Below are 23,797 nucleotides of genomic sequence, written 5' to 3'. Positions count from 1 at the left end.
GAAGAATCGCATGCTGACACGCATATTCTGCACCCCGTCTCATGAGCGAGACGCGGGCGGGTGGGTGAGCGGCGCCTCAGGCATAATATAAAGCGGTACCTACCCCTGAAATGCCGCACCGACGACGAGGCAGTGCCCCCGAGGAGAACCCGAGGCAGGGGAGCACCCACCCGCTAACGCACCAGCACATCGGACCGAATACACCCCGGTCTGCCGCCCGCACAACCCATGAGGAGCCCACCGTGCCGTCACGCCCGTTCAACGTCATCTATGCATTCGCCCTGACCGAAACCTTCGCGGCATACATTCTGATTCGCGGTATCCTCTACCCCTTTATCGTCAGCGGTATGTCCACCGCGCAGGCGATTGTGGGTGGCGTGCTCCAGGTGCTCATTGCCTCGGGCATGACCTACTTCGGTCTACGTTTTTACCGTGGTCGCTTCGGCTCGCGCCTGCCCATGATCCTGATCACCCTCTGCGCCCTGTGGGTTACCGCAAGCACCCTCATCATGAACGTGAGTGCTTACGGCCTGAACATTAGCCAGTCCATCACGATTGCGGGTGTTATTGGCGCGGCGGTTGCCTTCGTCTTCGTGCTCATGCCCAGTAGCCGCCGCTATATTGAGGCGGTCACCGAGGCATCGGGCGAAGAAGCAGAGAAGTACAGCCGCCGACGCCGCTAAACCCCTAGCGCCGCTAACCCCTAGACGGCTTGGCTCTAGAGTGCTCAGCTCTAGACCGCTACCGGCACCTTCTGCGTAGCTGTTACAGCCTGTGCAGCCGTGCTCAGCGCCAGGGGAACCTGCGCCGCGCACACGGAGGCGCCATCCACCACCACGAGACGACCGGCGGGCTGCTCGCCCTGCGTGAATCGATCCAGAGGTAGCGCTGTCACCGTGCACATGTCGGCATCCGCTAGGGACGCGGGCGCGAGCAGAAGCGCACGCGAGCATCCCATGAGCGCAGCCAGCAGGGGTGAGGAGGCGCGCCTCGGCCAGGGCGTGTAGGCGACCAGCATGGCGCGGAACTCGCCCCGACGCTCCAGAAGTAGCTGCTGAACGGCGGGCTGCAGGTACTGCAGATCGTCAATGAGCACGAGTGTGCGCGCGGGGTTTGTCACTGAGTCCAGGAGTGCGCGGGTACGCTCCACGCTCGGCGGCTCACCCGACGCGCCGCCAGAACCCGTGGTGCCGCCAGAACCCGAGGCGCTGCCATCACCCGAGGTGCCGCCAGAACCCTCAAGGACGAGGGTATCCAGCTGCGGGTTGAGCTGAGCAATGCTTTCCAGCAGGGTACTTTTACCCGCAGACCGGGAACCCTGCACCGGAACTACCGCGCCAGCCGGGGCGCTCAACCACACCGGCATCTGCCGGCGGTCAAACGCGACCAGCAGCTTAGCTCCCTGAGGATTGCAGGCGGAGTGGGCGGCGGTCACGTACTCGGTGGAGGGCATGCGATAGTACTCGGGGAACTGCCGCAGAAGAGTGCCGGGGCGAGTATTCGACCCGCTAGAAGCGCTCGCGGCGTTACCCCGCAGAACCTGAACCAGCTCCTGGAAACCCGCAACGCAGGGCGAAAGAATCGACGCGCTCAGCGGCTGATCCCCGATTAACTCCTCATTGATGGCACCCTCCACGCAGTAGTGGCTCTGCGCCGGGGTCGGATAGTCCTTGCTCGTTGAACGCATCAGGTCGGCGTCCAGGAAGCGGCGGCTCAACAGTGTGGAATGTGCCGCAGCGGCGAAACGACCGCGCGGGTTCAACGCGGAGGTGAACACCACCGAATAGCCGCGACGGCACCCCTGCGAGAGTAGATCGTAGAGCAGGTTCTCCGTATCGGGTTGGCGGACCAGCGCCTCCAGCCAACTGTCCAGACCGTCCACGACAATGAGCGGGCGGGTGGTAGCCTCGGTGCCCCACAGGTTCGGGACGCGCAGCTCCTCCAGGCAGAAACGCAGATGCGAAAGCTCCTGCGCACCCACGAGCGTCTCAAAGGCACCGGCGTAGGGTTCCAGGTCGCGGTAGAGTGCACCGTCAGAGGTCAGCAGAACAACCGGCGTGCGGGTGGCGAACGCCTGCATCAGAAGCCCGTAAAGCATCGGGGCTCGTTCGGCGCTCTGCGCCAGCAGCGCCAGCGCTTGCTGACCCGACCAGCTGATCGGGCGGCGCACGCCGTATCGGGCAATCTCCAGCTCGCCCAGTAGGTACCCTGCGGAAGCGGTGCCAGAATTGGCGGGTTCCTTAGAATCTACAACCTGAGAGGTAGCCGCCGGATCAATACCGTAGGCTACAGGTTCGCCCACCTGCGCCTCCAGCACGGGCAGCGGGGTGCTCTCGGGAAGCTCCGGCGGAATCGGGCAGTACTCATCCTGAACCGCCGCATTCTTCTGAAGATTCTTTGGTGCGTACTCGAGTTCATAGAGCGCACGAATCTGCTGCGCTGAACGAATCAGCAGCTCATCCTCATGACCGCCGCCCTTCTGAACGGCAGAAGCGGCAGTCAGCTCACGCCAGCCGCCATCCTCAAGACCCAGCACCTGCACCGGACGGGCATCGCTACTTGAGGGGACCGCATCCACTAGCGGGGCGCGGAACGGCAGGGAACGGCCATCCGGCAGGCGCACATACCCGGCACCCGGATGCGCCGCCGAAATATACGCCGCAGACTCATGCTCCAGCAGGTTATAGGAATCCTGCGCGCTCGCCACACGCAAGCAGATACTCGTGGCAATATTGGCGCGAATATCCTGTGAAATAGCGCCCTGCGGACGCTGAGTCGCCAACACCAGGTGCAGGCCCAGCGAGCGGCCAATCGTGGCGATGCGCATCAGCTCAGCCATGGCGTCCGGCATGGAATCGATGAGCATGCGGAACTCATCCACCACGATCAGCAGCTCGGGGTAGCGCGGAGTCGTACCCGCCGCCTGGCAGGATGCCAGGTAGTCGCGGTAGGAGTTTACGCCGAGCGCCTGCAGATCCACCTCACGTCGGTGAATATCGGCGCGCAAAAATTCGAGTGCACGCTCCACGGCGGACACATCAAAATTGCTCAACACGCTGAGCGCATGCGGTAGCTGAGCCAGAGGACCCAAACCAGCCGAGCCCTTGAAGTCCACCAGAATCAGGCCGAGGCGCTCGGGCGGGTAACGTAGCGCAGCGCTGAGCACCAGCGAACGCAGCAGCTGCGATTTGCCGGCACCGGTCGTGCCACCGAGCAGCCAGTGTGGGCCGTGCTCAGACAGACCAATATTCAGCGAGCCACCCGAAGAAACACCCAGGTAGCAGCGAATATCGGAGGCGTAACGCTGAGCGGACCAGCGCTGCAGAACGGACTCCACCGCCATGTCATCGGTGCGGTTCTTCTGCCGCGCGCTCTGCGCCTGCAGGGAAGAGAATAGATGCGCCGACTGGTGCACCTGAGCCTCACCGAGCGCGCCCTGCTCCTGCTCGCGTCCGGTGCGGTACAGGTTCTCAAGAGCGGCACAGAACGCCTCAACGCTGAGCCCGTCGGCGTGCTGGCACAGACCCTCACATGCCAGCGGGTGCACCTGGTAGACACCCTCGGTGGGCTGCACCGGCGGCGCCGCGTAACCCTGTGTACGGTAACGGATGCTCTGACGGTGGCTACCCTCACTCGCACACTCAACCCAGGCGGCACCAAAAAGCGCACCGGGTGCATGGGCGGAACTATCACCCTCAGCACTGCCCAGCACGCAGAGCGCCGGGGCGTTCATCTTCTGCTCACGCGGGGAGGCGAACGCGCGGGACGGCGAAGAGTCAGCAACCGCCCCAGAGTTCAGCGCGGTCAGCAGGGGAGCGTAGATAGCGCTCGCCTGCAGGGGCATGAGAATCAGTGGCGGAACAGATGCGGAAAGCTCCGACTGCAAGCTACTCTGCAGAGCCTGCAGATACTTCTCATGCTGCACGCCCGGCAGGCAATGCACGCTCACGCCCGGCACCACAGCCAGAGTCTGCAAGAGACTATTGGTGCGCTGCTGATCAGCGCTTTCAGCACCCGCCAGCAGAACGTGCACCGCACCCGGATAGCCCGCCACCAGCTGCACCAGGTAGGCGCGCAGATGTGCCTCCTCCAGCTTCAGGTAGTGCCCGAGAGTCGGGGTGGGTAGCGGCAGATAGTGGGGTGCATCCTGTTTCTCCAGAGTGCCCAGCGGGAGGTTGCGGCCGCGCAGGTAGGGCTGGCGGGGACCGCACCCGAGCACAATAGCCGGGTAGGCGGCATCATGCAGGGCAGAGGTGCCCGAAATCGCCAGGTCGCCTGCGGTCGGCAGGGCGAGGGCACGTTCCTTTTCCTGCTCAGCCGCCTGATGAGTTTGCTGCGATGCGGCACGGTTCTCCGCCCGACCACCAAAGAAATGCAGAAGCATCAGCAGCGAAGACGCCGCAGACATCAGCAGAAGGAACCACATACCGGTCACCAGCGCAATAATCAGACCCACCACAATCGGCAGGCACACGCTCAACAGAATCTGCTTGAGCTTACGCGGCGCGGGAGGATTTACGACTACTGGCTCGAAGGGGTTGCCGGCGTCGCCCAGGGGAGCAAGCGTCTGCGCGAGCTCGCCAGAGGTCGTGGCAGGCGTGCTCGCCTTTTCTACGGTGCGTTCGCCGTCTGCGCTGGGGGAGGTGAGCATGCAGAGCGAGGAGCCGAGGCAGAAAGGTTCGTCCCAGCGCAGGATGCGCGGCTCGGCGCCCTGCGCCTTCATACTGCCCTGTGCGTTCTCGCTACCCTCGCTCGCAGCGGGGCGTTTTTCGATCCAGCGGATGCCGGAGCTGTCGGCGTAGAAGTTGCCGTGTACCGGCTTGAGGAAGGGGTCTTGCAGGTGAATGTGGTGCGGCTGTTCTCCTCTACGGGCAGGTAGTGCCGCCCTGCCGAGGCTGGTGCGGCCGCGGCTGATGGGGAAGGTTGCGCCCGCGTCGGGTCCGCGCAGAATGTGCAGGAGGCTGACGGCGGGCGCGCCCGGAGTTTGAGATTCGTTCGGAATGTGGCTGTTTGGCGCAATCGAGGCGCCGGCGGGGTTCTTATCGTGCGCGGGGCGTAGCTGGAACGTCGTTTCCTGTGCCTGAGCGTGCGCGCCGGGTGCAGGGTGCTGTAGAGCTTGGTTGAGTGCCTGCTCTAGAGCCTGCTGGTGTGCGCTACCGGGGCACAGCTGTATTCCGGTGGGTGCCGCCTCGCCGTCGAGTCGGAGTACGCGAGGGTAGGGGAGCGTGTCGGTGATGTTGTGGTGGTCGAGAAAGAAGAGAGTCATACCCTCAGAAAACATTAAAAAGCATTAAAGCTCAATAAATTATCTGTACATAAATTAACATGTTCGTATTTTTTGAATTTTTCGCCCCGTTTTTCGAAAAACTGTGGATAACTCACCGACATACTGCCCAGATTGCCGCTCGAAAGCCCGGCAGTGCACCCGCTGAAACATCCATGCTTGACCCTGCTCGCGCATCCTCATTGACGCCCTTAGAAGACTCCGATATCCGAATTGGGTCACGGCTTTGTCCCGTCGATCGTTTGGTGGTTCAGCAAAATCGCGATCGCTATTCACGATGAATATTTACCCGTAAACCAACTTTCCTCGCCGTTGGTGGAACGTCAAAGTCTGCAGAAAAAGGAACTCGCTCAGACCCGCTTGACCTCGGGGTTCGTGAAGAATATTCACTTGGGGAAAGAGTGTGCGAACAATAGTCCAAAAGCCACTAAAAACACGTCATAAGTATGCGTGAGGCATGATAAACGGGTATCTTAGATTATGACTATATCCATCATGGGTGGGGCTTTTTGCCCCTACCCGTGCGGATTGCGGCGCGACTGAGAACACTCGGATGTGTCCAATCTGGTAGGTGAATACCGCCCTCGCAGAAGCGGCGGTGCGCCGTGATAATACAGGAGAAAACATTGACCGCTGACCTCGTAGTAGTCGGTTCGGGCCTCTTTGGTCTGACCATCGCAGAACAGGCTGCCACTGAGCTGGGCCTGAAGGTTGCCCTGCTGGACCGCCGTTCCCACATCGGTGGTAACGCATACAGCGAGAAGGAGAAGCAGACCGGTATCGAGGTGCACCGCTACGGTGCGCACCTGTTCCACACCTCCAACGAGCGTGTCTGGGAGTACGTGAACCGTTTCACTGACTTCACCAACTACGTGCACCGCGTGTACACCCGCCACAACGGCATTGTCTACCCCATGCCGATTAACCTGGGTACCATCAACCAGTTCTTCAACGCAGCTTACTCTCCGGCAGAGGCAAAGGCGCTCATCGCTGAGCAGGCTGGCGAGCTGGCTGGTACCGACCCGCAGAACCTGAACGATAAGGGTATCTCCCTGATTGGTCGCCCCCTGTACGAGGCGTTCATCAAGCACTACACCGCTAAGCAGTGGCAGACCCCGCCGGAAGAGCTGCCCGCATCCATCATTTCCCGCCTGCCGGTTCGCTACAACTACGACAACCGCTACTTCAACGACAAGTACGAGGGTCTGCCCGTTGACGGCTACGCAGCATGGCTGGAGCGTATGGCGGCGCACCCGAACATTGAGGTGCACCTGAACACTGACTTCTTCGAGCCCGGTCACCAGTACTCTCGCGAGAACGTCCTGGGTCAGATTCCCGTGGTCTACACCGGCCCGGTTGACCGCTACTTCGACTACGCTGAGGGCGACCTGTCCTGGCGTACCATCGACCTGGAAGAAGAAGTCCTGCCGATTGAGGACTTCCAGGGCTGCTCCGTGATGAACTACCCCGATGCTGATGTTCCCTTCACCCGCATCCACGAGTTCCGTCACTTCCACCCCGAGCGTGACTACACCAAGGACGCAACCGTCATCATGCGCGAGTACTCTCGCTTCGCGAACAAGGGCGACGAGCCGTACTACCCGGTCAACACCTCCGTGGATCGTGAGAAGCTGCTGGCGTACCGCGACCTGGCTAAGGGTGAGAACAACGTGCTGTTCGGCGGCCGCCTGGGTACCTACAAGTACCTGGATATGCACATGGCTATCGGCGCTGCACTGTCCATGTTCGACAACAAGATCCGCCCGCACTTCGCTAACGGTGCGAAGATCGAGTCCGGTGGTGTTGACGCTTAACTATGGCTGATAAGACTTTGAAGAACCTGCAGCGGGTTATTTTCCCGAGCGCGGTTGAGACTGACGTCGTGCCCCTGTACGTGGACGCGAGTGTCGCAACCGGCGTTCAGCTGCCCACCCGTATTGACGGTGACGCTTCCACCTCCATTGCGGAGGCGATGAACACCTCCGGTCAGTCTGTATCGAACGCCAGCGCGAACCGTGATGCCGCGAACAGCCTGAACAGCCGCCGCTCCATCACCGTGAACGCGGGCCAGAGCCTGTCTTTCGGTACGTACTTCAATGCGTTCCCCGCCTCGTACTGGCGCCGCTGGACTGACCTGCAGAAGGTCGTTCTGAGCGTTCAGACTCGCGGCGAGGGCATGGTCATTGTGTACAAGTCCAACGGCCGTGGCGTGATTCAGCGCGTGGATGCGAAGCTGCTCTCCGGCGAGGAGACCAACACCTTCACCCTGCCCCTGGCACCGTTTGGTGACGGCGGCTGGTACTGGTTCGACCTGGCTGGCACCACTGACCTTGAGCTGATTGAGGCGAACTGGCTGGGCGATATTGAGCCCCGCGCTGATGTGAAGGCTGGTCAGGCGACCGTGCAGATTACCACCATGAACAAGGTGGAGTACTGCATCAACAACATTCGTGCTCTGGGTGAGAGCCCCGAGATTTTCGATGCTGTGCACGAGTTCCTGATTGTGGATCAGGGTACCCAGAAGGTGCAGGACCACGAGGACTTTGAAGAGGTCGTGAAGCCTCTCTCAGGTAAGTTCCGCATCATTAACCAGGGTAACCTGGGCGGTTCCGGTGGCTTCTCGCGCGGCATGTTCGAGGCTGTCAACAACGGCTCCGATTACGTGCTGCTGCTCGATGACGACGTCATCGTGGAGCCCGAGTCGATCCTGCGTATGGTGACCTTCGCGAACTACTGCAAGGAACCCACCATCGTGGGCGCGCACATGTTCGACATGTTCGACCGCTCGGTCCTGCACGCGTTCGGTGAGGTTGTTGACCCGTGGCGTAACTTCTACGCTAAGCCGCACGAAGACATGGCGATGGGCCACAACCTGGGCCACCACAACCTGCGTAACACCCCGTGGCTGCACCGCCGCGTGGACGTGGACTACAACGGCTGGTGGATGTGCCTCATCCCGACCGCCGTCATTAAGGAAATCGGTCTGTCCCTGCCTCTGTTCCTGAAGTGGGATGACGCTGAGTACGGTCTGCGCGCTAAGGCCGCGGGCTTCGCTACCGTGTCCTTCCCCGGTGCGGGCGTGTGGCACGTTTCCTGGACTGATAAGGATGACTCGGTCGGCTGGCAGGCGTACTACCACGAGCGCAACCGCCTCATTACGGCGCTGCTGCACTCGCCCTTCGATAAGGGTGGCCGCGTGCTGCTGGAGTCCCTGTTCTTGGACGTCAAGCACACCCTGTCCATGCAGTACTACACTGAGGCTGGCCGCCTGATGGCGCTGGAGGATCTACTCTCCGGCCCCGATCACCTGCACCCCTCGCTCTCGCAGCGTCTGCCGGTGATTCGTGCGATGGCTAAGGAGTACCCGGAGTCTCAGGTGAAGCCGAATGTGGATGACTTCCCGGCTATTCAGACGAAGAAGCCTCCGTTCCGTGGCCGTCGTTCCTTCGCGTCCCCCGGTTACAAGAAGCTTGCTTCCTGGACCGCAAAGACTGTTGCTCGTCAGCTGTTCAAGCCGGTGAGCGAAGAGGCGAAGGCTCACCCGCAGATTCAGCTGAACTACGGTGAGACCAACTGGTGGACCCTGTCGAAGTTCGATTCGGCTCTGGCGACTAACGCTGAGGGTACCGGCCTGTTCTGGTACCGCCGCGACCCCGAGCAGTTGAAGTCGAAGCTGGCTCAGGCCGCTAAGCTGCACGTTCAGCTGGTGACCGGTTGGGATAAGCTGCGTGAGCAGTACCGTTCGAAGGCTGCTGAGGTTGCCTCCTACGATGCGTGGGCTAAGACCTTCGCCGAGCATACGGATTCTGAGCTGACCCGATGAACGATCTGAAGTCTGTTCCCCTGAAGGCGCCCGGCCGTGGGCGCGGCATCCTGGATGCGGTGAAGAACCGCTACCTGCTTCGACTGCTGGTCGATAAGGAAATCCAGGTCCGCTACCGCGGCTCGGTGCTGGGCATTTTGTGGTCGTACATTAAGCCGGGTGTGCAGTTCCTGGTGTTCTACATTGCCATGGGTATGTTCCTTGGCTTGGAACGCGGTATGCACAACTATGCGGTGTACCTGTTCTCGGGCATGATTGCCATTAACTTCTTCTCGGAGGGTTTTGGTAATGGTGCTCGCGCCATGGTGGTTAACAGCGCGCTGATTCGTAAGATTTACCTGCCGCGTGAGCTGTTCTCGCTGTCGACGGTGTGGGTGGCTCTGGTGCATTTTGTGCCTCAGATTGCTGTGATGCTGCTGGCCTGCTTCTTGGTGGGTTGGTCCCCGACCTTCCTGGCGTTTGGGTCGATTCTGGCGGGCATGCTGATTGTGATGATGCTGTCCTATGGTCTGGGTTTGATTTTCGGTGTGGCGAACGTGTTCTTCCGCGATTCGGAGAACATTGTGGACATGCTGCTGATGGTGGCTACCTGGTTCTCGCCGGTGCTGTACTCCTGGACCATGGTGCGTGACACTCTCTATCCGTGGGTGTTCAACGTGTTCATGCTTAATCCGCTGACCGTTGCGGTGGAGCTGTTCCACTATGGCTTCTGGCATCCGACGCTCCGTCCTGAGGATTTGGCGCTTTCTGCTTCGCAGGTGGTTCCGCATCTTTTCAGCTTCTGGACTCCGATTGCCCTTGGTATTTCTCTGCTGACCGTTTTGATTGGTGATTTGCTCTTCCGTAAGTTTGAGGGCAACTTCGCCCAGGAGCTCTGATTCTGTGGATATTAAGAAGCTTGAGTTCCCGCCGGTGAGCCCGGACGCTCCCGTGGTGATTCACGTGGAGAATTTGGTGAAGCGCTTCGTTCTGCGCCACACCCGTTCGATGAAGGAAGCTTTTGTGTGGCTGATTAAGGGCCGCAAGGGTGATCTTTCGGAGAAGTTCAATGCGCTCAACGGCGTGAGCCTGGACATTCGTCAGGGTGAGCGTGTGGCTCTTCTGGGTCTGAACGGCTCGGGTAAGTCCACGCTGCTGAAGATGATTTCTGGCGTGATGCGCGCCGATGAGGGTGAGGTTCTCACTCGCGGCAATATTGCGGGTCTGATTGAGGTGGGCGCTGGTTTCCACCCGGATCTGACTGGCCGCGATAACGTGTACCTCAACGGCGCGATCTTGGGTATGTCCAAGGAGGAGATTGAGGCTTCCTTCGATTCGATTGTGGATTTCGCTGAGATTCACGACTTTATCGATACCGAGGTGAAGTTCTACTCTTCGGGTATGTACCTGCGTCTGGCATTCTCGGTTGCGGTTCATACGAACCCGGATATCTTCCTGGTGGATGAGATTCTTGCGGTGGGCGATGAGCCGTTCCAGAAGAAGTGTATTGCGAAGATTCAGGAGCTGTGCTCTGCCGGTAAGACTCTTGCCGTGGTGAGCCATGACCTGGATTTGGTTTCTAAGATTTGTGATCGCGGCGTGGTGCTGGAGCACGGTAACCTGCGTTTTGACGGTCCGATCAAGGAAGCCGTGAAGGTGATTCGTGGCGGCGACTAACCGCTAGATGATTGCTTGTGATGGGGCGTGTATTCCCGATGGGAGAGTGCACGCCCCTTTGCTGTGCCCGAGAAGCTGTTGGGCTGGATAGGGTTCTAGCGTTTTAGCAGGGGTCGCTGCGGCTTTTAAGACGAAATGTTACGTGTGCACCGAGTGCAATATAGCGGTGGCCAACGGTAATCGGTTCGAGGGGTGCACATGCATCTGTTCTGCAAGTCACAGCTGACTAGGCGTTTTGGATTTTAGTGCACGTTGGGTAACGATATGTGCAATTCTATGCATCAAAAATACTCAAATACTATACTCGTAAATATTAAGGGGTGTTTTATTACATTTTGATAAATTTGATGCGCTGAGGGTAGGGTGATGGTGGCATTGATGTATCAATGCTTCACCGTATTCCACACAACCACACCACACACAGCATCGGATCACTTCAATGGAGAACACCGTACTGGATACCCGGGCGGAGCATCTAACTCTGCTCGAAGAAAATATCCGTGAGGCAATGCGCCACCGCAGCCTGGACCCGCACGAGGACCAGCATGCGGCGCGCGGGCTCATTGACGAGCACCTGACCGATTACGAGCAGCGCCGCACCCGCATTTCCCTGCCGGATTTGGGTGACCGCGAATCCGTGATTCAGCGCCTGCACGATGAAATCTGCGGCTTTGGCGTGATTCAGCCGTTTCTCGATGACGAGAGCGTTGAAGAAATCTGGATCAACTCTCCCGACGAAATCTTTATCGCCCGCAACGGCGAAAGCGAATTGACCGGTCTGCACCTGAGCGCCGAGGCGATTAATAGCCTGCTGGAGCGCATGCTCAAGCCTTCGGGTCGTCGTGTGGACCTTTCCTCCCCGTTTGTTGATGCGTCCCTGCCGGATGGCTCCCGCCTACACGCGGTGATTCCGGATATTACTCGCAGGCACACGAGCATCAATATCCGTAAGTTCGTGGTGCGTGCCCGCCGCCTGCCCGACCTGGTGCGCATGAACTCGCTGAGTGCCGGCGCGGCGTCCCTACTGCACGCGGCGGTGGAGAGCGGCATGAACATCCTCGTTTCGGGCGCAACCCAGGCGGGTAAGACCACGATGCTGAACTGCCTGTCGGCATCCATTCCTCCGCGTGAGCGCGTGATTACGTGCGAAGAAATCTTTGAGCTCGCGGTTCCGCTACGCGATGTGGTGGGTCTGCAATGCCGCCAGCCGAACCTCGAGGGCACCGGCGCGATTGAGTTGCGCCGCCTGGTCAAGGAGGCTCTGCGTATGCGCCCGGACCGCATCCTTATCGGTGAGGTGCGTGAGGCGGAGTCCCTGGATATGCTCATTGCGCTCAACGCGGGTCTGCCGGGTATGTGCACGATTCACGCGAATTCAGCGCGTGACGCGGTGACCAAGATTTGTACCCTGCCGCTGCTGGCGGGCGAGAATATTTCCTCGGCGTTCGTGGTGCCGACCGTGGCGTCCTGCTTTGACATTGTGGTGCATTGCGGCCGCGATTCGCGCGGTCAGCGCCAGGTCGAAGAGATCAGCATGCTGGGCGGCCGCGTTGAGGACGGCGTGATTGAGATGTCCCCGCTGTTTGTGCGCCGTGACGGTCAGATGATGTGTGTGGCGTTGGAGCTGCCGAACCCGGACCGTTGGATTCGTGCCGGTCACCGCCCCGAGCAGGTGCTGGCTGCGGCGAAGGCGGGTCAGTAATGCCTCTGTTTCTGAGCCTGATTTTGGGGTTGGGCGTCTGCCTGATTTACCTTTCCTGCTTTCCTGATAACGGCAAGCCGCCGAAGCCGAGTAACGACCCGGCGCTGGTCGTGGCGTTGCGTAAGGCGGGTATGCACTCGCTGACTCCTCGCACGTTCATGTGGGTGAGCGTCGCTAGCGGCGTGAGCGCGTCGGTTCTGCTGCTGATGCTCACTCAGCTTTTGCCGCTGGGTCTGCTGGGCCTGATTGGTGGTTTTGCGGCGCCTCGCGTGATTGTGAATCATCGTGCCCGCGCGGCGGATGCCCGTATTTGGCAGCTGTGGCCGGATGCGGTGGACCACCTGCGTTCGGCGATTCGTGCAGGTTTGTCCTTGCCGGAGGCGCTGATTCAGCTCTCGTACCGTGGCCCGGAAGAGTTGCGTGATGCCTTTGCCCATTTTTCGCGTGATTACCGTGCGTCGGGTGAGTTTGTGCCGTCGCTGAACCGTTTGAAGGAGTACCTTTCTGACCCTGTGGCGGACACCATCATTGAGGCTTTGAAGATTGCCCGCGAGGTGGGCGGTTCGGACCTGGGCAAGCTGCTGGGCACGCTCAGCGATTTTCTGCGTGATAATGCGCGTACCCGTTCGGAGCTTCTGGCGCGTCAGTCGTGGACTGTGAATGCGGCTCGTCTCTCCTGTGTTGCGCCCTGGTTTGTGCTGTGTCTGATGGCGACTCAGCCTGCCGCGCGCATGGTTTATAACTCGTTTGCCGGTGCAATGCTGATGATTGCCGGTGCCGCTATTTCTTTGGCGGCGTACCGTCTGATGCTGCGTATTGGTGAGTTGCCGCGTGAACGGAGGGTTTTCGGGTGAACCTGCCTCTGATTTTTGGTCTGCTGTTGGCGACCGGCGTGGGTCTGATTCTTTCGTCGGTGCTGAATACTCGCAGTATTTCGTTTTCTGATCGTGTGGCGTCGCAGCTGCGCGGTGAGACTCTGCGTGAGTCGCTGTTGAAGGAGCAGGAGCGCCGGGAGCCGAGCCTGCTGGAGGCGATTTCGGCGTTCTGCGCGCCGCTTCTGCGTTCGCTGTCTTCGTCGTTGAGTGGCTCGTCGCTGAGCGATAGTTCGGTGCAGGAGCGTCTGCGTCGTGCTGGCTCTTCGCAGAGTGTGAGCGCGTTTCGTGCTGAGCAGCTGCTGTGGGCTCTTGCCGGTGTGACCGTCATGAGTGCCCTGACCGTCATTGGCGTGGTGCAGGAGCGTTTCTCCATCCTGGTGGCTCTTGTGCTGGTGCTGGTGAGCGGTTTGAGCGGCTTTCTGGCGCGTGACTGGTGGCTGGGTGAGGCGGTGACTAAGCGTGAGAAGCAGCTGGTTGCTGAGTTCCCGGCGCTGGCGGAGATGATGGCTCTGTCGGTGACAGCGGGCGAGTCGGCGCTGGCGGCCCTGGAGCGTATCTGTTTGACCTCTCGCGGCGAGTTGGCTCGTGAGTTTTCTGAGATTTTGGCGCAGACCCGCACCGGTGTTTCGCTGCTGAGCGCGCTGCAGGAGTTTGCGGAGCGTACTCGCGTTCCGGCGTTGAGCCGCTTCGTTGAGGGTATTGCTGTTGCGATTGAGCGCGGTACCCCTCTGGCTGATGTGTTGCGTGCGCAGGCTCAGGATGTGCGCGATAACGCTAAGCGTGAGCTGATGGAAACAGCCGGTAAGAAGGAGATTGCGATGCTCGCCCCGGTGGTGTTTTTTATCCTGCCGCTGACGGTGATTTTTGCGGTCTTCCCGGGCTTGTCGCTCATGCGTTTGAACTTTTAGATTTTGCGGCGGGTACACACCGTACCGGCTGCACCGCGGTGGGCTGGGCTGATTGCCCGGCGCGCCGCACCAACCACACACTACACCCTTTGATTGAAGGAGAAAATCATGTTCCGTCGTTTCCGCACCACCCTCACCGTGCTGATTGCCCTGGCTATCGCATCCGTGCTGGCTCTGCGCCTGAAGAACAAGCAGGATGACCCCGAGCGCGGTGACGTGCCCGGCTGGGTCATGATCACCATGATGAGCGCCGTGCTGGTTGCCGCTATCTTGGCGATTGCTCAGCCCGCTCTGACCAAGATGTTCAACGATGCGATTGCTCTGGTTCACCAGTAATGCGTAAGCCCCGCATCGCTTCTGAGCTGACTGCCGCTGAGCTATCCTCCGCGGAATATTCTGTGGAGGAGAGCGAGCGCGGTGATGCCAGCACGGAATTCGTCATGGTCGGTGCGCTGTTGGTGTTGCTGACTATGGCGATTCTGCAGGTTTCTTTCGCCCTGTATGCACGAACCATGTTGGTGGATGCTGCGGCGGCTGGGGCACGTTACGGTACGATGCGTGACCGCACTCCGCAGGAGGGCATGGAGCGTACCCGTCAGATGATTGAGGGGGTTCTTCCGTCTTCGTATGCTGAGAATATTTCGTACCGTCAGAGTAGTGATTCTACGGGTGTGCGCACTTTGGAGGTGACGGTGAAGTCTCCGTTGCCGGTGCTGGGCCCGTGGGGTTTTCCGGATTCTATTGAGGTGAAGGGGCATGCGATTTATGCGGAGCATCGTTCCGGTGATTAGTGACTTTTCGCTTCGGCAGCGGGTGAAGGAACGCCTGAAGAGCCGCTCTGATCGGCACAATCCTGAAGAGGGCAGCACCATTGTGGAGTTCCTGGGTTTGGGTATTACTCTGCTCATCCCGGTGCTCTACGGCATTCTGACGATTTTTAGCTTGCAGTCTTCGGTGATGGCGGCTCATGCGGCGAGCGCCCAGGTGGTGCTGTATGTGCAGGAGCAGCCGCAGGATTCGTCGGTGGGCCCGGATTTGGCTCAGCGTCTGGCGGTGCATGCTGCCGCCGATTACGGGGTTGAGCCCTCCGATGTGAGCGTGTCGTTGAGCTGTGCGTCGGGGGAGTGCGTCTCGGGTACGAAGGCGTACGCCACGGTGACGGTTCAGGCGCGTCTTCCGCTTCTGCCTTCGTTTATGGGTGGCGGCGTGATTCCGGTGAGTTCTCATGCGACGAGTTGGGGGTCTGGTCATGCTGATTCCTAATGGTTTGCTGGCTCGTGCCAACATGAAGATTCGAGCCCGTGCGCAGAGCCGGGCGCTCGCCGCTGACCCGATCGCCTCAGACCGCCTCGCCGCTGACCCGGTCGCCTCAGACCCGGAAGAGGGCAGCATTGCCCCGCTGATTGTGGGCATGCTGGCGTTGCTTTTGCTCATCGGTTCGGTGACGGTGGCGATTACGGGTGCGTATCTGCAGACTCAGCATCTGCAGGATATGGCGGATGCTCAGGCGAACTCGATTACCCGCACGATGCGCACTCCTGATGAAGCGAGTGGTTCGGCGGCGTGGGAGTATGCGAGCGCGTACCTGGCTGAGGTTCAGCCGGGGCAGGATTTTCAGGCGTTGCGTCTGGAGAACGTGTCCGTGGATTCTGATCACAGTGTGCACGTGTACCTGTCGGCTCGTATTCGTCCGCCGCTGCTGTCGATTCTGGTGCCTGATGGTATTGAGGTGACCGCTCACGGTTCGTCGCGTTTGAAGACGAGCCAGGGCCCGTCCACCGATTAGTGCGTCCATCAACGGCGCACGGACGTATCGGCGCACGGGCTTATCGGCTCACTCGCTTATTGGTGTGTTGTGAGCCCCTAGACTGCGAGGGCGCATCCGCAAGGTAGTGTAACGGCTAGCGGATGTGCCCTCGTTTTATGCCTTTTTATGTCTTCGTTGCGCGGGTTCTTCCCTCTGCCTGCCTTATCCTTCTGCGCTGTGGGCTGTTGCGGACTGTAACGGCGGGACTTTCTGGCCGTTTCGCGATAGTGTTAAAAGCTATGGCATCCTTCGACTTTTCTGCTGAGATTAAAGAGCTTCGCGCGATTTTCACCTCTATTGCTGCTGTGAGCGATATTGAGGGGATTGAGCGCGCCATTGAGGACCTGTCTGCGCAGGCTGCCGCACCCGATTTGTGGGATGACGTGGAGAACGCGCAGAAGGTAACGAGCGCACTGTCGTATAAGCAGTCGGAGCTGAATCGTCTGCGTTCGCTGTCTTCTCGCATTGATGATGTTGAGGTGATGGTGGAGCTTGCCGAAGCGGAGGACGAGGAGACTGCCGCCGAGCTGCTCGCTGATGCTGAGCGTGAGTGCGGTGAGATCCGCGCCAAGCTGGAAGAGCTTGAGGTGCTGGTGCTGCTGTCGGGTGAGTACGATCAGCGTGAGGCTGTGGTGACGATCCGTTCGGGCGCCGGTGGCGTGGATGCTGCTGATTTCGCGGAGATGCTGCTGCGCATGTATCTGCGTTGGGCGGAGAAGAACGGCTACCCGACGAAGGTGCTGGACACCTCCTACGCTGAGGAGGCGGGCCTGAAGTCGGTGACCTTCGAGGTGAACGCACCGTACGCTTTTGGCCGTCTGTCGGTGGAGGCGGGTACTCACCGCCTGGTGCGTATTTCGCCGTTTGATAATCAGGGCCGCCGCCAGACCTCGTTCGCGGCGGTTGAGGTGATTCCTCTGATTGAGCAGACGGATGCTATTGAGATTCCCGAGTCTGAGATTAAGGTGGATGTGTTCCGCTCCTCGGGCCCGGGTGGTCAGTCGGTGAATACGACGGATTCGGCGGTGCGTATGACTCACTTGCCGACCGGTATTGTGGTGTCGATGCAGAATGAGAAGTCGCAGTTGCAGAACCGTGCGGCGGCCCTGCGCGTGCTGCAGTCTCGCCTGTTGCTGTTGCGTAAGGAGCAGGAGGACGCGAAGAAGAAGGAGCTTGCCGGTGATATTAAGGCAAGCTGGGGTGATCAGATGCGCTCCTATGTTCTGCATCCGTACCAGATGGTGAAGGATCTGCGTACCGGCTATGAGGAGGGTAACACCTCTAATGTTTTGGATGGCGGTTTGAACGCCTTTATTGATGCTGGTATTCGCTGGCGTGCTTCGGGGCGCGCGGCTGAAGAGAGCTAAGACGTATAAGGATTGAGTGATGGCTCAGAAAAAGAAGAAAGACGCGAAGAAGGACCCGAATAACGCGATTATTGCCCAGAATAAGAAGGCTCGCCACAACTACAACATTGTGGATACCTATGAGGCGGGTATTGTTCTGCTGGGTACTGAGGTGAAGTCTCTGCGTGATGGTGGGGCGTCCATTGTGGATGGTTTCTGCCAGGTGACCGATAACGAGTTGTGGCTCGAGGGTATTCATATTGCGGAGTATGGTTACGGTACGTGGACGAACCATGCGGCTCGTCGTCGCCGTAAGCTGCTGCTGCATCGTTCTGAGATTAATAAGTTGGCGCAGAAGTTGAAGGAGACCGGTTACACGGTGGTTCCGTTGAAGCTGTACTTCTCGAATGGTCGTGCGAAGGTTGAGATTGCTTTGGCGACCGGTAAGCGTGAGTACGATAAGCGTCAGGCTTTGCGTGAGCGTCAGGATGACCTGGAGGCGCGCCGCGCGATGCGTTACCGCAACCTCGGCTAGGGCTGAGGCAACGGCGGGATGCACCGCTGGTTCGGTGACTGCCTGTAGGGGCGGGGCGCGGTTCCTCGCGTATAATGGTTGAAAATTCGCGGTGTACCGCGAGCACCATACGTTTTTGAGGAGACACATGTCTGAGAACCCGAACTACCAGCAGAACCCGGGCGAGTTCATCCCCGCACCGCAGCAGGCACCCGCATACAACATGCAGGGCGGCTACCCCGGCTACCAGCCGACTCCGAGCTCGGCTCTGGCGATTGCTTCGCTGATTCTGGGTGTTATTGGTCTGCTGTCTGGCTGGCTGATTTTCGGTGGCGCGCTGGGTCTGGTTGGCGTGATTCTGGGTATTGTTGCCCTGGTGAAGGTGAAGAACGGCACCGCTTCCGGTAAGGGCATGGCGATTGGTGGTATTGTCACCGGTGCGCTGGGCATGATTGTTGCTGCTGTTGTGCTGATTCTGGGCATGATTGGCCTTGGCATGCTCGGCGACTGCGCTGAGAAGGCCGTGCAGGATTCGAACGGCAACTACGTGTGCACCATTCATGGTGAAACCATGACGATGAGCCCCGATGAGTACAAGGTGTACCGTCGTTAAATCGCGTTGAGTCTTTGAACCGTTGAGGGACCGAATAGTGTTGAACTATTCGGTCCCTTGCTCTTTTTCTGCGCTGAATCTGTTCAATTGGCGGGCTTAAAGTGCTGATTCTGAAATCTTGGACTTCACAGATGCCTCAGATGATGGCTTATTTATATAATGGAACCGAACTCAGCGCGCAATGGTGCGTTGGGCGAGTATAAATTGTTCGCTGCAACTGTGAAGGAAAGAACGACGGATGTCTGAGAATAACTACGGAAACAACCAGGGGAACGCACAGAACCCCTACGCTGCTCAGCAGCCTAATTCTTCCGCCCAGAGCTCGTACGGTCAGGATTATGGCCAGGCTCCTTCGGCACAGAACACCTACGGCCAGGATTACGGTCAGAGCGCATCCGCTCAGAACACCTACGGCCAGGCGCAGCAGCAGAACGCTACTCCGCAGAACTCGACCCAGCAGAACCAGTACGGTCAGTTCGGTGCGCAGCCTTCTTCGCAGAATGCTTACGGCCAGAACGCTGCTCAGGGTACCTCTGCCCAGGGTGCTTCGGCTCAGAACACCTACGGCCAGCAGCAGTACGGCTACGGTCAGGACGCCTCCTACCAGGCGCAGCCCGCTCAGCAGAACCAGTACGGTTACGGCCAGGACGCCTCCTACCAGGCGCAGCCCGCTGACTACAACTACCAGCAGAACTCATACCAGCAGCAGCCTCAGCAGGACGCTTACGGTTACGGTCAGCCCGCGGGTTACCCGTATGCGGCTCCCGTGACGAAGAAGGCTCCCGGCATGGCGCTGGCGGCGATGATTCTCGGTATTGCGGCTGTGCTGACCGGTTTCTTCGTGTTCGGTGCCCTGCTGGGTATCGCTGCGATTATTCTGGGCGCCCTGTCCCTGAAGAAGACTAAGGAAGTTGGCGCGGGTAAGGCATTCGCACTGACCGGTATTATCACCGGTGCGGTGTCTGTCCTGATTTCGATTTGTATGCTTTTCGTATTCATTTCTTTCTATCAGACCACTGAGAAATGCCTTGAGGTTGGTACCGAGGACGGTCACGGTAACGTGGTCTGCCAGATTGGTGACAACCCGAACAACCGCATGACTGTTTCTGCGCGCCACTAAGGTTTGACCGCCTAATTTTGACTGCCTAATTTTGGCTACCCAGTGCGGTACGCGAACGGGGTGGGGCTCCCAGATGATCTGGGGAGCCTCACCCTATTTTTTATGCGCTGTGTCAGGCTATGGTGTTGCTGCTGCGCTGATCTGTTCGCTTTATTCGCCTCTAGCGGAGGGTGTACCTGCGTGGGTGGGGGACTTGCACGCCGTTAAACATCTTAGATATACTGAATCTCTACCGTGTTTGAATGGCACCGCGGCATCAAGGTATGTCGAGGAAAACTTTCAGAAGACGGTGGGCTTTTTGATAAAAGCATAGGGGGATGATCGGTTTCGACGATGTGAGTTGAGATGGGTGAAGCGTGCCGAGGATGCAGGGTTATCTCGTTAACGCCCTCTGCAAAAAATTAAGTGCAGAATCTAAGCGCACTGACTTCGCACTCGCTGCCTAAGCGCGAGTTGCCGTCTGTCGGCCTGAGCATGCCTTTGGCTCAGTTACCGGCATCGACTTAAAAGGCCACTGCTGCTAGCCCTTGTTGCGGGGGTTAGCGGGACTTTTACGTGACTAGGTTCGTCGGTATATGTGTTTATGCAAGTACCGGAGCCGAAAAGTAGCGTTCGCATAAACTGCGCACGGAGAAGCCCCGTTGACGCCACATCGGACCGGGGTTCGATTCCCCGCATCTCCACGATCTCCCAACCGTCCGCTATCCCGTATGGGGTGCGGCGGTGATTATCGGTTCCAATCCAGAGGAAGAACCGCGGTAGGTTTCTACCACCCGGCAGGACGCCCCACGGCGTCACCTGCCGGGTATTTTTATGCCCAATTGGTCGGTCCTGTATTGTCGGTCTGTTCTGGGGTGTACCGGCGTGCCCGAGGGTGCTCAGGTGACCGCATCGTAATGAGAACGCCATCAGAGAATGACGACTCATATGTCGTTGACTTCGAGGGCCTGTCTATCTCTCCTCATCCGTTCGAGGGACGATATCGGGGTAGCTGGTCCTCATTCAGAGACTACCTCACTGACGAAAATAAGGATGAGTGGCACAGCTGACTCGACAAAGATGTGTGCTATTTCGATGGGGCTGTCTATGAGCGAAATGCACGCTTTGAGTACAGCACCATCAATGTCTCGGATAGGAAGGTTTTCAGCTTTGCCTTGCTATGAGCCTCAGCCCGATATCCGTCGCCCACATGGTAATTTGGGTCTTGCCTCCCCGCTAGAAGTATTTGATATCGATAATGTTGTCAATGATGATACACTCAGGTGGTCAGACACCGATTATGGGACAGATTCTGAGGCTTACTGAACCCAGCAGCCTACATTGTTCCTAGGGGTTCAGAATCGACCGATTTATTGTGACATGGGTAGCAAAGGAGCGGCGATGGCGGAGGACCTTACCGAAGATCAGGTGCGCGACAAGGCCAGGGGAATCCTCGACTTCGTGGACAGGCCGGGGGTCGTCTCTGGCGTCGGACAGCTCATGACGTTCAACCGGGTGGGCTTCAAGGGTGTGGCGGACAAGCCGGACGGGTGGTATCTGCCCGACAACGTGAACAACCCCGCCGTCGTGCTGGAAACCAAGGCCAGCCGCATCGTGCTCAAAAAAGACCAAGTCGATGAACTGCTCAAGAACATACGCATCCTCATAGGCTCAAGGATATGGGCTATCAGATGTTTCATACGGCGATTCATTCGGTTCTGTCGAAATCGCTTGAGAGTGCCGCAACCAAAACACGAAGATTGACATCCTGCTGGAGGAGTATTCCAACATCAAGATGAACACGACGGACAATCAGAAGGCAATCAATGATTTCATTGATTGGGTGATTGAGATTAAAGAGTTTCTCTGTGAATTGCTGGAAGCGATGTACGAAGAACTTCCTGTTCCGAAAAAGAAGAAGTGAGAATAATATGAGCAGAACGGAAAATGTTGAATTGACGGTATTGTGTCTCATCACGGATGGGGACAGAATGCTCCTTCAGAACAGAGTAAAAAATGACTGGCAGGGATATACGCTTCCAGGCGGTCATGTGGAACCGGGAGAATCTTTCGTTAATGCGGTTATCCGTGAAATGAAAGAGGAAACGGGGCTGGATATAAAGAATCCACGGCTTGTGGGTGTGAAGCAATTTCCAATCAAGGACGGACGCTATGTTGTTATTTTGTTCAGGACTAACGAATATAGCGGGACGGTCATGTCTTCTGACGAGGGTCAGATGGAATGGGTGGAAAGCAATCGCCTATCAGAGATAAACACGGTCGATGATTTTGAGGATTTGATGCGAGTAATAAACGATCCGGCTCTGACGGAATTTCAGTACCTGGTCGATGGGGATACATGGACAGTCTCTATAAAATAGTATGAGTACACGAGGTTGAAAAATGAGCAGACCTATAACAACTTTATTTATGCTTATGTCGGTAGACGGCAAAATCAGCACAGGCTCCTCGGACGAATTGGATGTAGATAAGGATTATCCTACTATAACTGGCGTGTCGGAAGGTTTGCATCAATCACTATGATTTTGCTCCTGAGAATGGGAGCCCAAGACTGAGCTGGAAACAGTAGAGTCGTAGATACCGACAAAATATCCGGCATCCTCCGTTGTCTCACAGAAAGCAATGGTGGCCTCCGTAATACCAGCCTTGGAAGAGGTCGAATGCGTGCGAAGAATATATTTACACTAGGATTTTTTCTCACTATTGTTCCGGTGTTCTGGGTGATTATCTCATTTGCCAGAGACTGGGAGTTCTTCGATCCAGTATCAATTCTAAGTGCAATTTTAGGAGGTCTTTTGGTCACTTTTGCAGCCAGAAGGACGCTTGAGAGTGATTCAAAGTTCCCTAAAGGACCTAGTGTGTAAAACATCGCTTAGAAGTTTCTAAGTGGTCAACGAGATGTGGTAGCAGTTTTAAAACTGCTGCCACATCTTGCTGTATATAAAGGTAATATATGAGTCTTTTATCTTGGTTTGGTCTTAAAACACCTGCTCCATCAGCACCACAGAACACCTGGTCTTTGACGAACACCGCGTTCCCCGCATCTCCACGATCTCCCAACCGTCCGCTATCCCGTATGGGGTGCGGCGGTGATTATCGGTTCCAATCCAGAGGAAGAACCGCGGTAGGTTTCTACCACCCGGCAGGACGCCCCACGGCGTCACCTGCCGGGTATTTTTATGCCCAATTGTCGGTCTGTATTGTCGGTCTGTTCTGGGGTGTACCGGCGTGCCCGAGGGTGCTCAGGTGACCGCATTGTAATGAGAACGCCATCAGAGAAGGCGAAAACGCACCCTATGGCGTAGTATCGAAGGGTAGATATCGTTGTTCGGCGTTGATTGTTCATTCAAGCTCACCGGCAACATTCGAGAGCAACCACAGAGCCACCAAACGAGCCACAGAATAGCCGGTCATAGGGACGCCACCGCTACGACGCGGTAGCTACACAGCCGCTATGACGACCACTCAAGGACACACCATGGAAAACCAGATTCCCGCCCCCTCCTTCCCGGAGCAGAATAACGCAAACTCCCCGCAGCCGGTACCTGCAGGCGTCGCACCCGGCGCTCCCCTCGGCGCAGCACCCGCACCCGCCCTGGGCGTGGCACCCGCTAACGTGCGCGACCGCGATGACAGCTACCAGCGCATCCCGGACATCTACCGGGTACCGGCTGAGCACCGCCGCCCCTACGGCGAGACCACCGGCGACTTCCGCGGCCCCGGCTACTTCTACTCCATCGGCGCGTTCGGTGCCTCCCTGGGTGCCCTGGCGCTGACCCTCTACGCGTGGGTTCAGGTCGCGGCACTCCACGCTGAGGCAAGGACCAGGTCCGGCGATTACAGCTCCTCTGCTTATAGCTCCAGCCTGAGCCTGAGCCCCAACATCATGGTGATTGCTCTGCTGCTCGTGGGTCTGATCCCGGTAGGCGTGTCTATCTGGCTTGCCATCTACTCGGCAAAGGTGAACGCCGGTCACACCACCAAGTACACCTCGAAGATGACGACCTTCAACATTCTGGCGTACATCATCTCGGGTCTGAGCCTGCTGGGTCTGCTCGGCACCCTCACGATGCTGTCCTAAAACAGGCAACGCTTGCTCTCATAGCGATAATAGCGAGGCGGCGGCTTTCCACTGACCGGAAAGCCGCC

20 protein-coding genes and 1 other RNA gene are annotated in these 23,797 nt (G+C 58.3%); 20 read left to right on the top strand and 1 reads right to left on the bottom strand.

Features of this window, described 5'->3' with window-relative positions; all coding sequences use genetic code 11:
• The first annotated feature begins 242 nt into the window (after positions 1–242).
• Positions 243–683, top strand: coding sequence for an alpha-N-acetylglucosamine transferase (locus HMPREF2605_RS09040; RefSeq protein ID WP_070848102.1), 441 nt, complete (start codon positions 243–245; stop codon positions 681–683).
• A gap of 50 nt (positions 684–733) precedes the next feature.
• On the opposite strand, the gene HMPREF2605_RS09035 is transcribed toward HMPREF2605_RS09040, so the two are convergent.
• A complete protein-coding gene (locus tag HMPREF2605_RS09035; RefSeq protein ID WP_246828198.1) occupies positions 734–5,266 on the bottom strand; it encodes an FtsK/SpoIIIE domain-containing protein in 4,533 nt (1,510 codons plus the stop codon).
• Between the two features lie 644 nt (positions 5,267–5,910).
• Between HMPREF2605_RS09035 and glf the strand changes: the two genes are divergently transcribed.
• The 19 genes from glf to HMPREF2605_RS08940 all read left to right on the top strand — a co-directional run bounded on the left by glf (position 5,911) and on the right by HMPREF2605_RS08940 (position 23,729).
• Positions 5,911–7,098 (top strand): UDP-galactopyranose mutase, encoded by a 1,188-nt coding sequence (glf, locus tag HMPREF2605_RS09030; protein WP_070848099.1) that lies wholly within the window; start codon positions 5,911–5,913, stop codon positions 7,096–7,098.
• A gap of 2 nt (positions 7,099–7,100) precedes the next feature.
• Positions 7,101–9,107, top strand: coding sequence for a glycosyltransferase (locus HMPREF2605_RS09025; RefSeq protein WP_070848097.1), 2,007 nt, complete (start codon positions 7,101–7,103; stop codon positions 9,105–9,107).
• Positions 9,104–9,985: an ABC transporter permease gene (locus HMPREF2605_RS09020; protein ID WP_070848095.1), complete on the top strand. Its 882-nt coding sequence runs from the start codon at positions 9,104–9,106 to the stop codon at positions 9,983–9,985. Before HMPREF2605_RS09025 ends, HMPREF2605_RS09020 begins: the two co-directional genes overlap by 4 nt.
• Before the next feature lie 4 nt (positions 9,986–9,989).
• Positions 9,990–10,763 (top strand): ABC transporter ATP-binding protein, encoded by a 774-nt coding sequence (locus HMPREF2605_RS09015; protein ID WP_044150294.1) that lies wholly within the window; start codon positions 9,990–9,992, stop codon positions 10,761–10,763.
• Positions 10,764–11,202: 439 nt separating this feature from the next.
• Positions 11,203–12,465 (top strand): TadA family conjugal transfer-associated ATPase, encoded by a 1,263-nt coding sequence (locus HMPREF2605_RS09010; protein WP_070848093.1) that lies wholly within the window; start codon positions 11,203–11,205, stop codon positions 12,463–12,465.
• Positions 12,465–13,319: a type II secretion system F family protein gene (locus tag HMPREF2605_RS09005; RefSeq protein WP_049345774.1), complete on the top strand. Its 855-nt coding sequence runs from the start codon at positions 12,465–12,467 to the stop codon at positions 13,317–13,319. Before HMPREF2605_RS09010 ends, HMPREF2605_RS09005 begins: the two co-directional genes overlap by 1 nt.
• Positions 13,316–14,248: a type II secretion system F family protein gene (locus tag HMPREF2605_RS09000; protein ID WP_049345773.1), complete on the top strand. Its 933-nt coding sequence runs from the start codon at positions 13,316–13,318 to the stop codon at positions 14,246–14,248. Before HMPREF2605_RS09005 ends, HMPREF2605_RS09000 begins: the two co-directional genes overlap by 4 nt.
• Before the next feature lie 108 nt (positions 14,249–14,356).
• Positions 14,357–14,584 carry a hypothetical protein gene (locus HMPREF2605_RS08995; protein WP_005505403.1) on the top strand — a complete coding sequence of 76 codons (228 nt, stop codon included), beginning with the start codon at positions 14,357–14,359 and terminating at the stop codon, positions 14,582–14,584.
• Positions 14,584–15,039 (top strand): TadE family protein, encoded by a 456-nt coding sequence (locus HMPREF2605_RS08990; protein WP_049344011.1) that lies wholly within the window; start codon positions 14,584–14,586, stop codon positions 15,037–15,039. Before HMPREF2605_RS08995 ends, HMPREF2605_RS08990 begins: the two co-directional genes overlap by 1 nt.
• On the top strand, positions 15,005–15,511 hold the full coding sequence (locus HMPREF2605_RS08985) for a pilus assembly protein TadE (RefSeq protein WP_083309201.1): 507 nt from the start codon (positions 15,005–15,007) through the stop codon (positions 15,509–15,511). Before HMPREF2605_RS08990 ends, HMPREF2605_RS08985 begins: the two co-directional genes overlap by 35 nt.
• A complete protein-coding gene (locus HMPREF2605_RS08980) occupies positions 15,474–16,034 on the top strand; it encodes a pilus assembly protein TadG-related protein (protein WP_083308755.1) in 561 nt (186 codons plus the stop codon). Before HMPREF2605_RS08985 ends, HMPREF2605_RS08980 begins: the two co-directional genes overlap by 38 nt.
• A 260-nt stretch (positions 16,035–16,294) precedes the next feature.
• A complete protein-coding gene (gene prfB, locus HMPREF2605_RS08975; protein WP_049327697.1) occupies positions 16,295–17,422 on the top strand; it encodes a peptide chain release factor 2 in 1,128 nt (375 codons plus the stop codon).
• 19 nt (positions 17,423–17,441) lie between these two features.
• Complete coding sequence (gene smpB, locus HMPREF2605_RS08970) at positions 17,442–17,936, top strand: SsrA-binding protein SmpB (RefSeq protein WP_005508591.1); 495 nt, start codon at positions 17,442–17,444, stop codon at positions 17,934–17,936.
• 127 nt (positions 17,937–18,063) lie between these two features.
• Positions 18,064–18,528, top strand: a complete 465-nt coding sequence (locus HMPREF2605_RS08965; RefSeq protein ID WP_070848092.1) for a DUF4190 domain-containing protein — start codon at positions 18,064–18,066, stop codon at positions 18,526–18,528.
• A gap of 238 nt (positions 18,529–18,766) precedes the next feature.
• Positions 18,767–19,648 (top strand): DUF4190 domain-containing protein, encoded by an 882-nt coding sequence (locus HMPREF2605_RS08960; RefSeq protein WP_070848090.1) that lies wholly within the window; start codon positions 18,767–18,769, stop codon positions 19,646–19,648.
• Between the two features lie 313 nt (positions 19,649–19,961).
• Positions 19,962–20,334: a transfer-messenger RNA gene (gene ssrA, locus HMPREF2605_RS08955) on the top strand.
• A gap of 694 nt (positions 20,335–21,028) precedes the next feature.
• Positions 21,029–21,391 carry a hypothetical protein gene (locus HMPREF2605_RS08950; RefSeq protein ID WP_065425615.1) on the top strand — a complete coding sequence of 121 codons (363 nt, stop codon included), beginning with the start codon at positions 21,029–21,031 and terminating at the stop codon, positions 21,389–21,391.
• Between the two features lie 167 nt (positions 21,392–21,558).
• Entirely contained in the window at positions 21,559–22,008 is a 450-nt protein-coding gene (locus HMPREF2605_RS08945; RefSeq protein WP_049333302.1) for an 8-oxo-dGTP diphosphatase, read from the top strand.
• A gap of 1,118 nt (positions 22,009–23,126) precedes the next feature.
• Positions 23,127–23,729 (top strand): hypothetical protein, encoded by a 603-nt coding sequence (locus tag HMPREF2605_RS08940; protein ID WP_070738811.1) that lies wholly within the window; start codon positions 23,127–23,129, stop codon positions 23,727–23,729.
• Positions 23,730–23,797: the final 68 nt, after the last annotated feature.

It is taken from the genome of Rothia sp. HMSC065C03, assembly GCF_001837295.1.
Lineage (GTDB): Bacteria > Actinomycetota > Actinomycetes > Actinomycetales > Micrococcaceae > Rothia.
Note: the sequence above shows the minus strand (reverse complement) of the source record. Positions and strands in the feature narration are given on the sequence as shown.

Coding starts and splice junctions, on each gene's coding strand:
- HMPREF2605_RS09035 (WP_246828198.1), bottom strand. CDS start 5,266: ATGACTCTCTTCTTTCTCGACCACCACAACATCACCGACACGCTCCCC.
- HMPREF2605_RS09025 (WP_070848097.1), top strand. CDS start 7,101: ATGGCTGATAAGACTTTGAAGAACCTGCAGCGGGTTATTTTCCCGAGC.
- HMPREF2605_RS09020 (WP_070848095.1), top strand. CDS start 9,104: ATGAACGATCTGAAGTCTGTTCCCCTGAAGGCGCCCGGCCGTGGGCGC.
- HMPREF2605_RS09010 (WP_070848093.1), top strand. CDS start 11,203: ATGGAGAACACCGTACTGGATACCCGGGCGGAGCATCTAACTCTGCTC.
- HMPREF2605_RS09005 (WP_049345774.1), top strand. CDS start 12,465: ATGCCTCTGTTTCTGAGCCTGATTTTGGGGTTGGGCGTCTGCCTGATT.
- HMPREF2605_RS08995 (WP_005505403.1), top strand. CDS start 14,357: ATGTTCCGTCGTTTCCGCACCACCCTCACCGTGCTGATTGCCCTGGCT.
- HMPREF2605_RS08990 (WP_049344011.1), top strand. CDS start 14,584: ATGCGTAAGCCCCGCATCGCTTCTGAGCTGACTGCCGCTGAGCTATCC.
- HMPREF2605_RS08985 (WP_083309201.1), top strand. CDS start 15,005: ATGCGATTTATGCGGAGCATCGTTCCGGTGATTAGTGACTTTTCGCTT.
- HMPREF2605_RS08980 (WP_083308755.1), top strand. CDS start 15,474: ATGCGACGAGTTGGGGGTCTGGTCATGCTGATTCCTAATGGTTTGCTG.
- prfB (WP_049327697.1), top strand. CDS start 16,295: ATGGCATCCTTCGACTTTTCTGCTGAGATTAAAGAGCTTCGCGCGATT.
- smpB (WP_005508591.1), top strand. CDS start 17,442: ATGGCTCAGAAAAAGAAGAAAGACGCGAAGAAGGACCCGAATAACGCG.
- HMPREF2605_RS08965 (WP_070848092.1), top strand. CDS start 18,064: ATGTCTGAGAACCCGAACTACCAGCAGAACCCGGGCGAGTTCATCCCC.
- HMPREF2605_RS08960 (WP_070848090.1), top strand. CDS start 18,767: ATGTCTGAGAATAACTACGGAAACAACCAGGGGAACGCACAGAACCCC.
- HMPREF2605_RS08950 (WP_065425615.1), top strand. CDS start 21,029: ATGGCGGAGGACCTTACCGAAGATCAGGTGCGCGACAAGGCCAGGGGA.
- HMPREF2605_RS08945 (WP_049333302.1), top strand. CDS start 21,559: ATGAGCAGAACGGAAAATGTTGAATTGACGGTATTGTGTCTCATCACG.
- HMPREF2605_RS08940 (WP_070738811.1), top strand. CDS start 23,127: ATGGAAAACCAGATTCCCGCCCCCTCCTTCCCGGAGCAGAATAACGCA.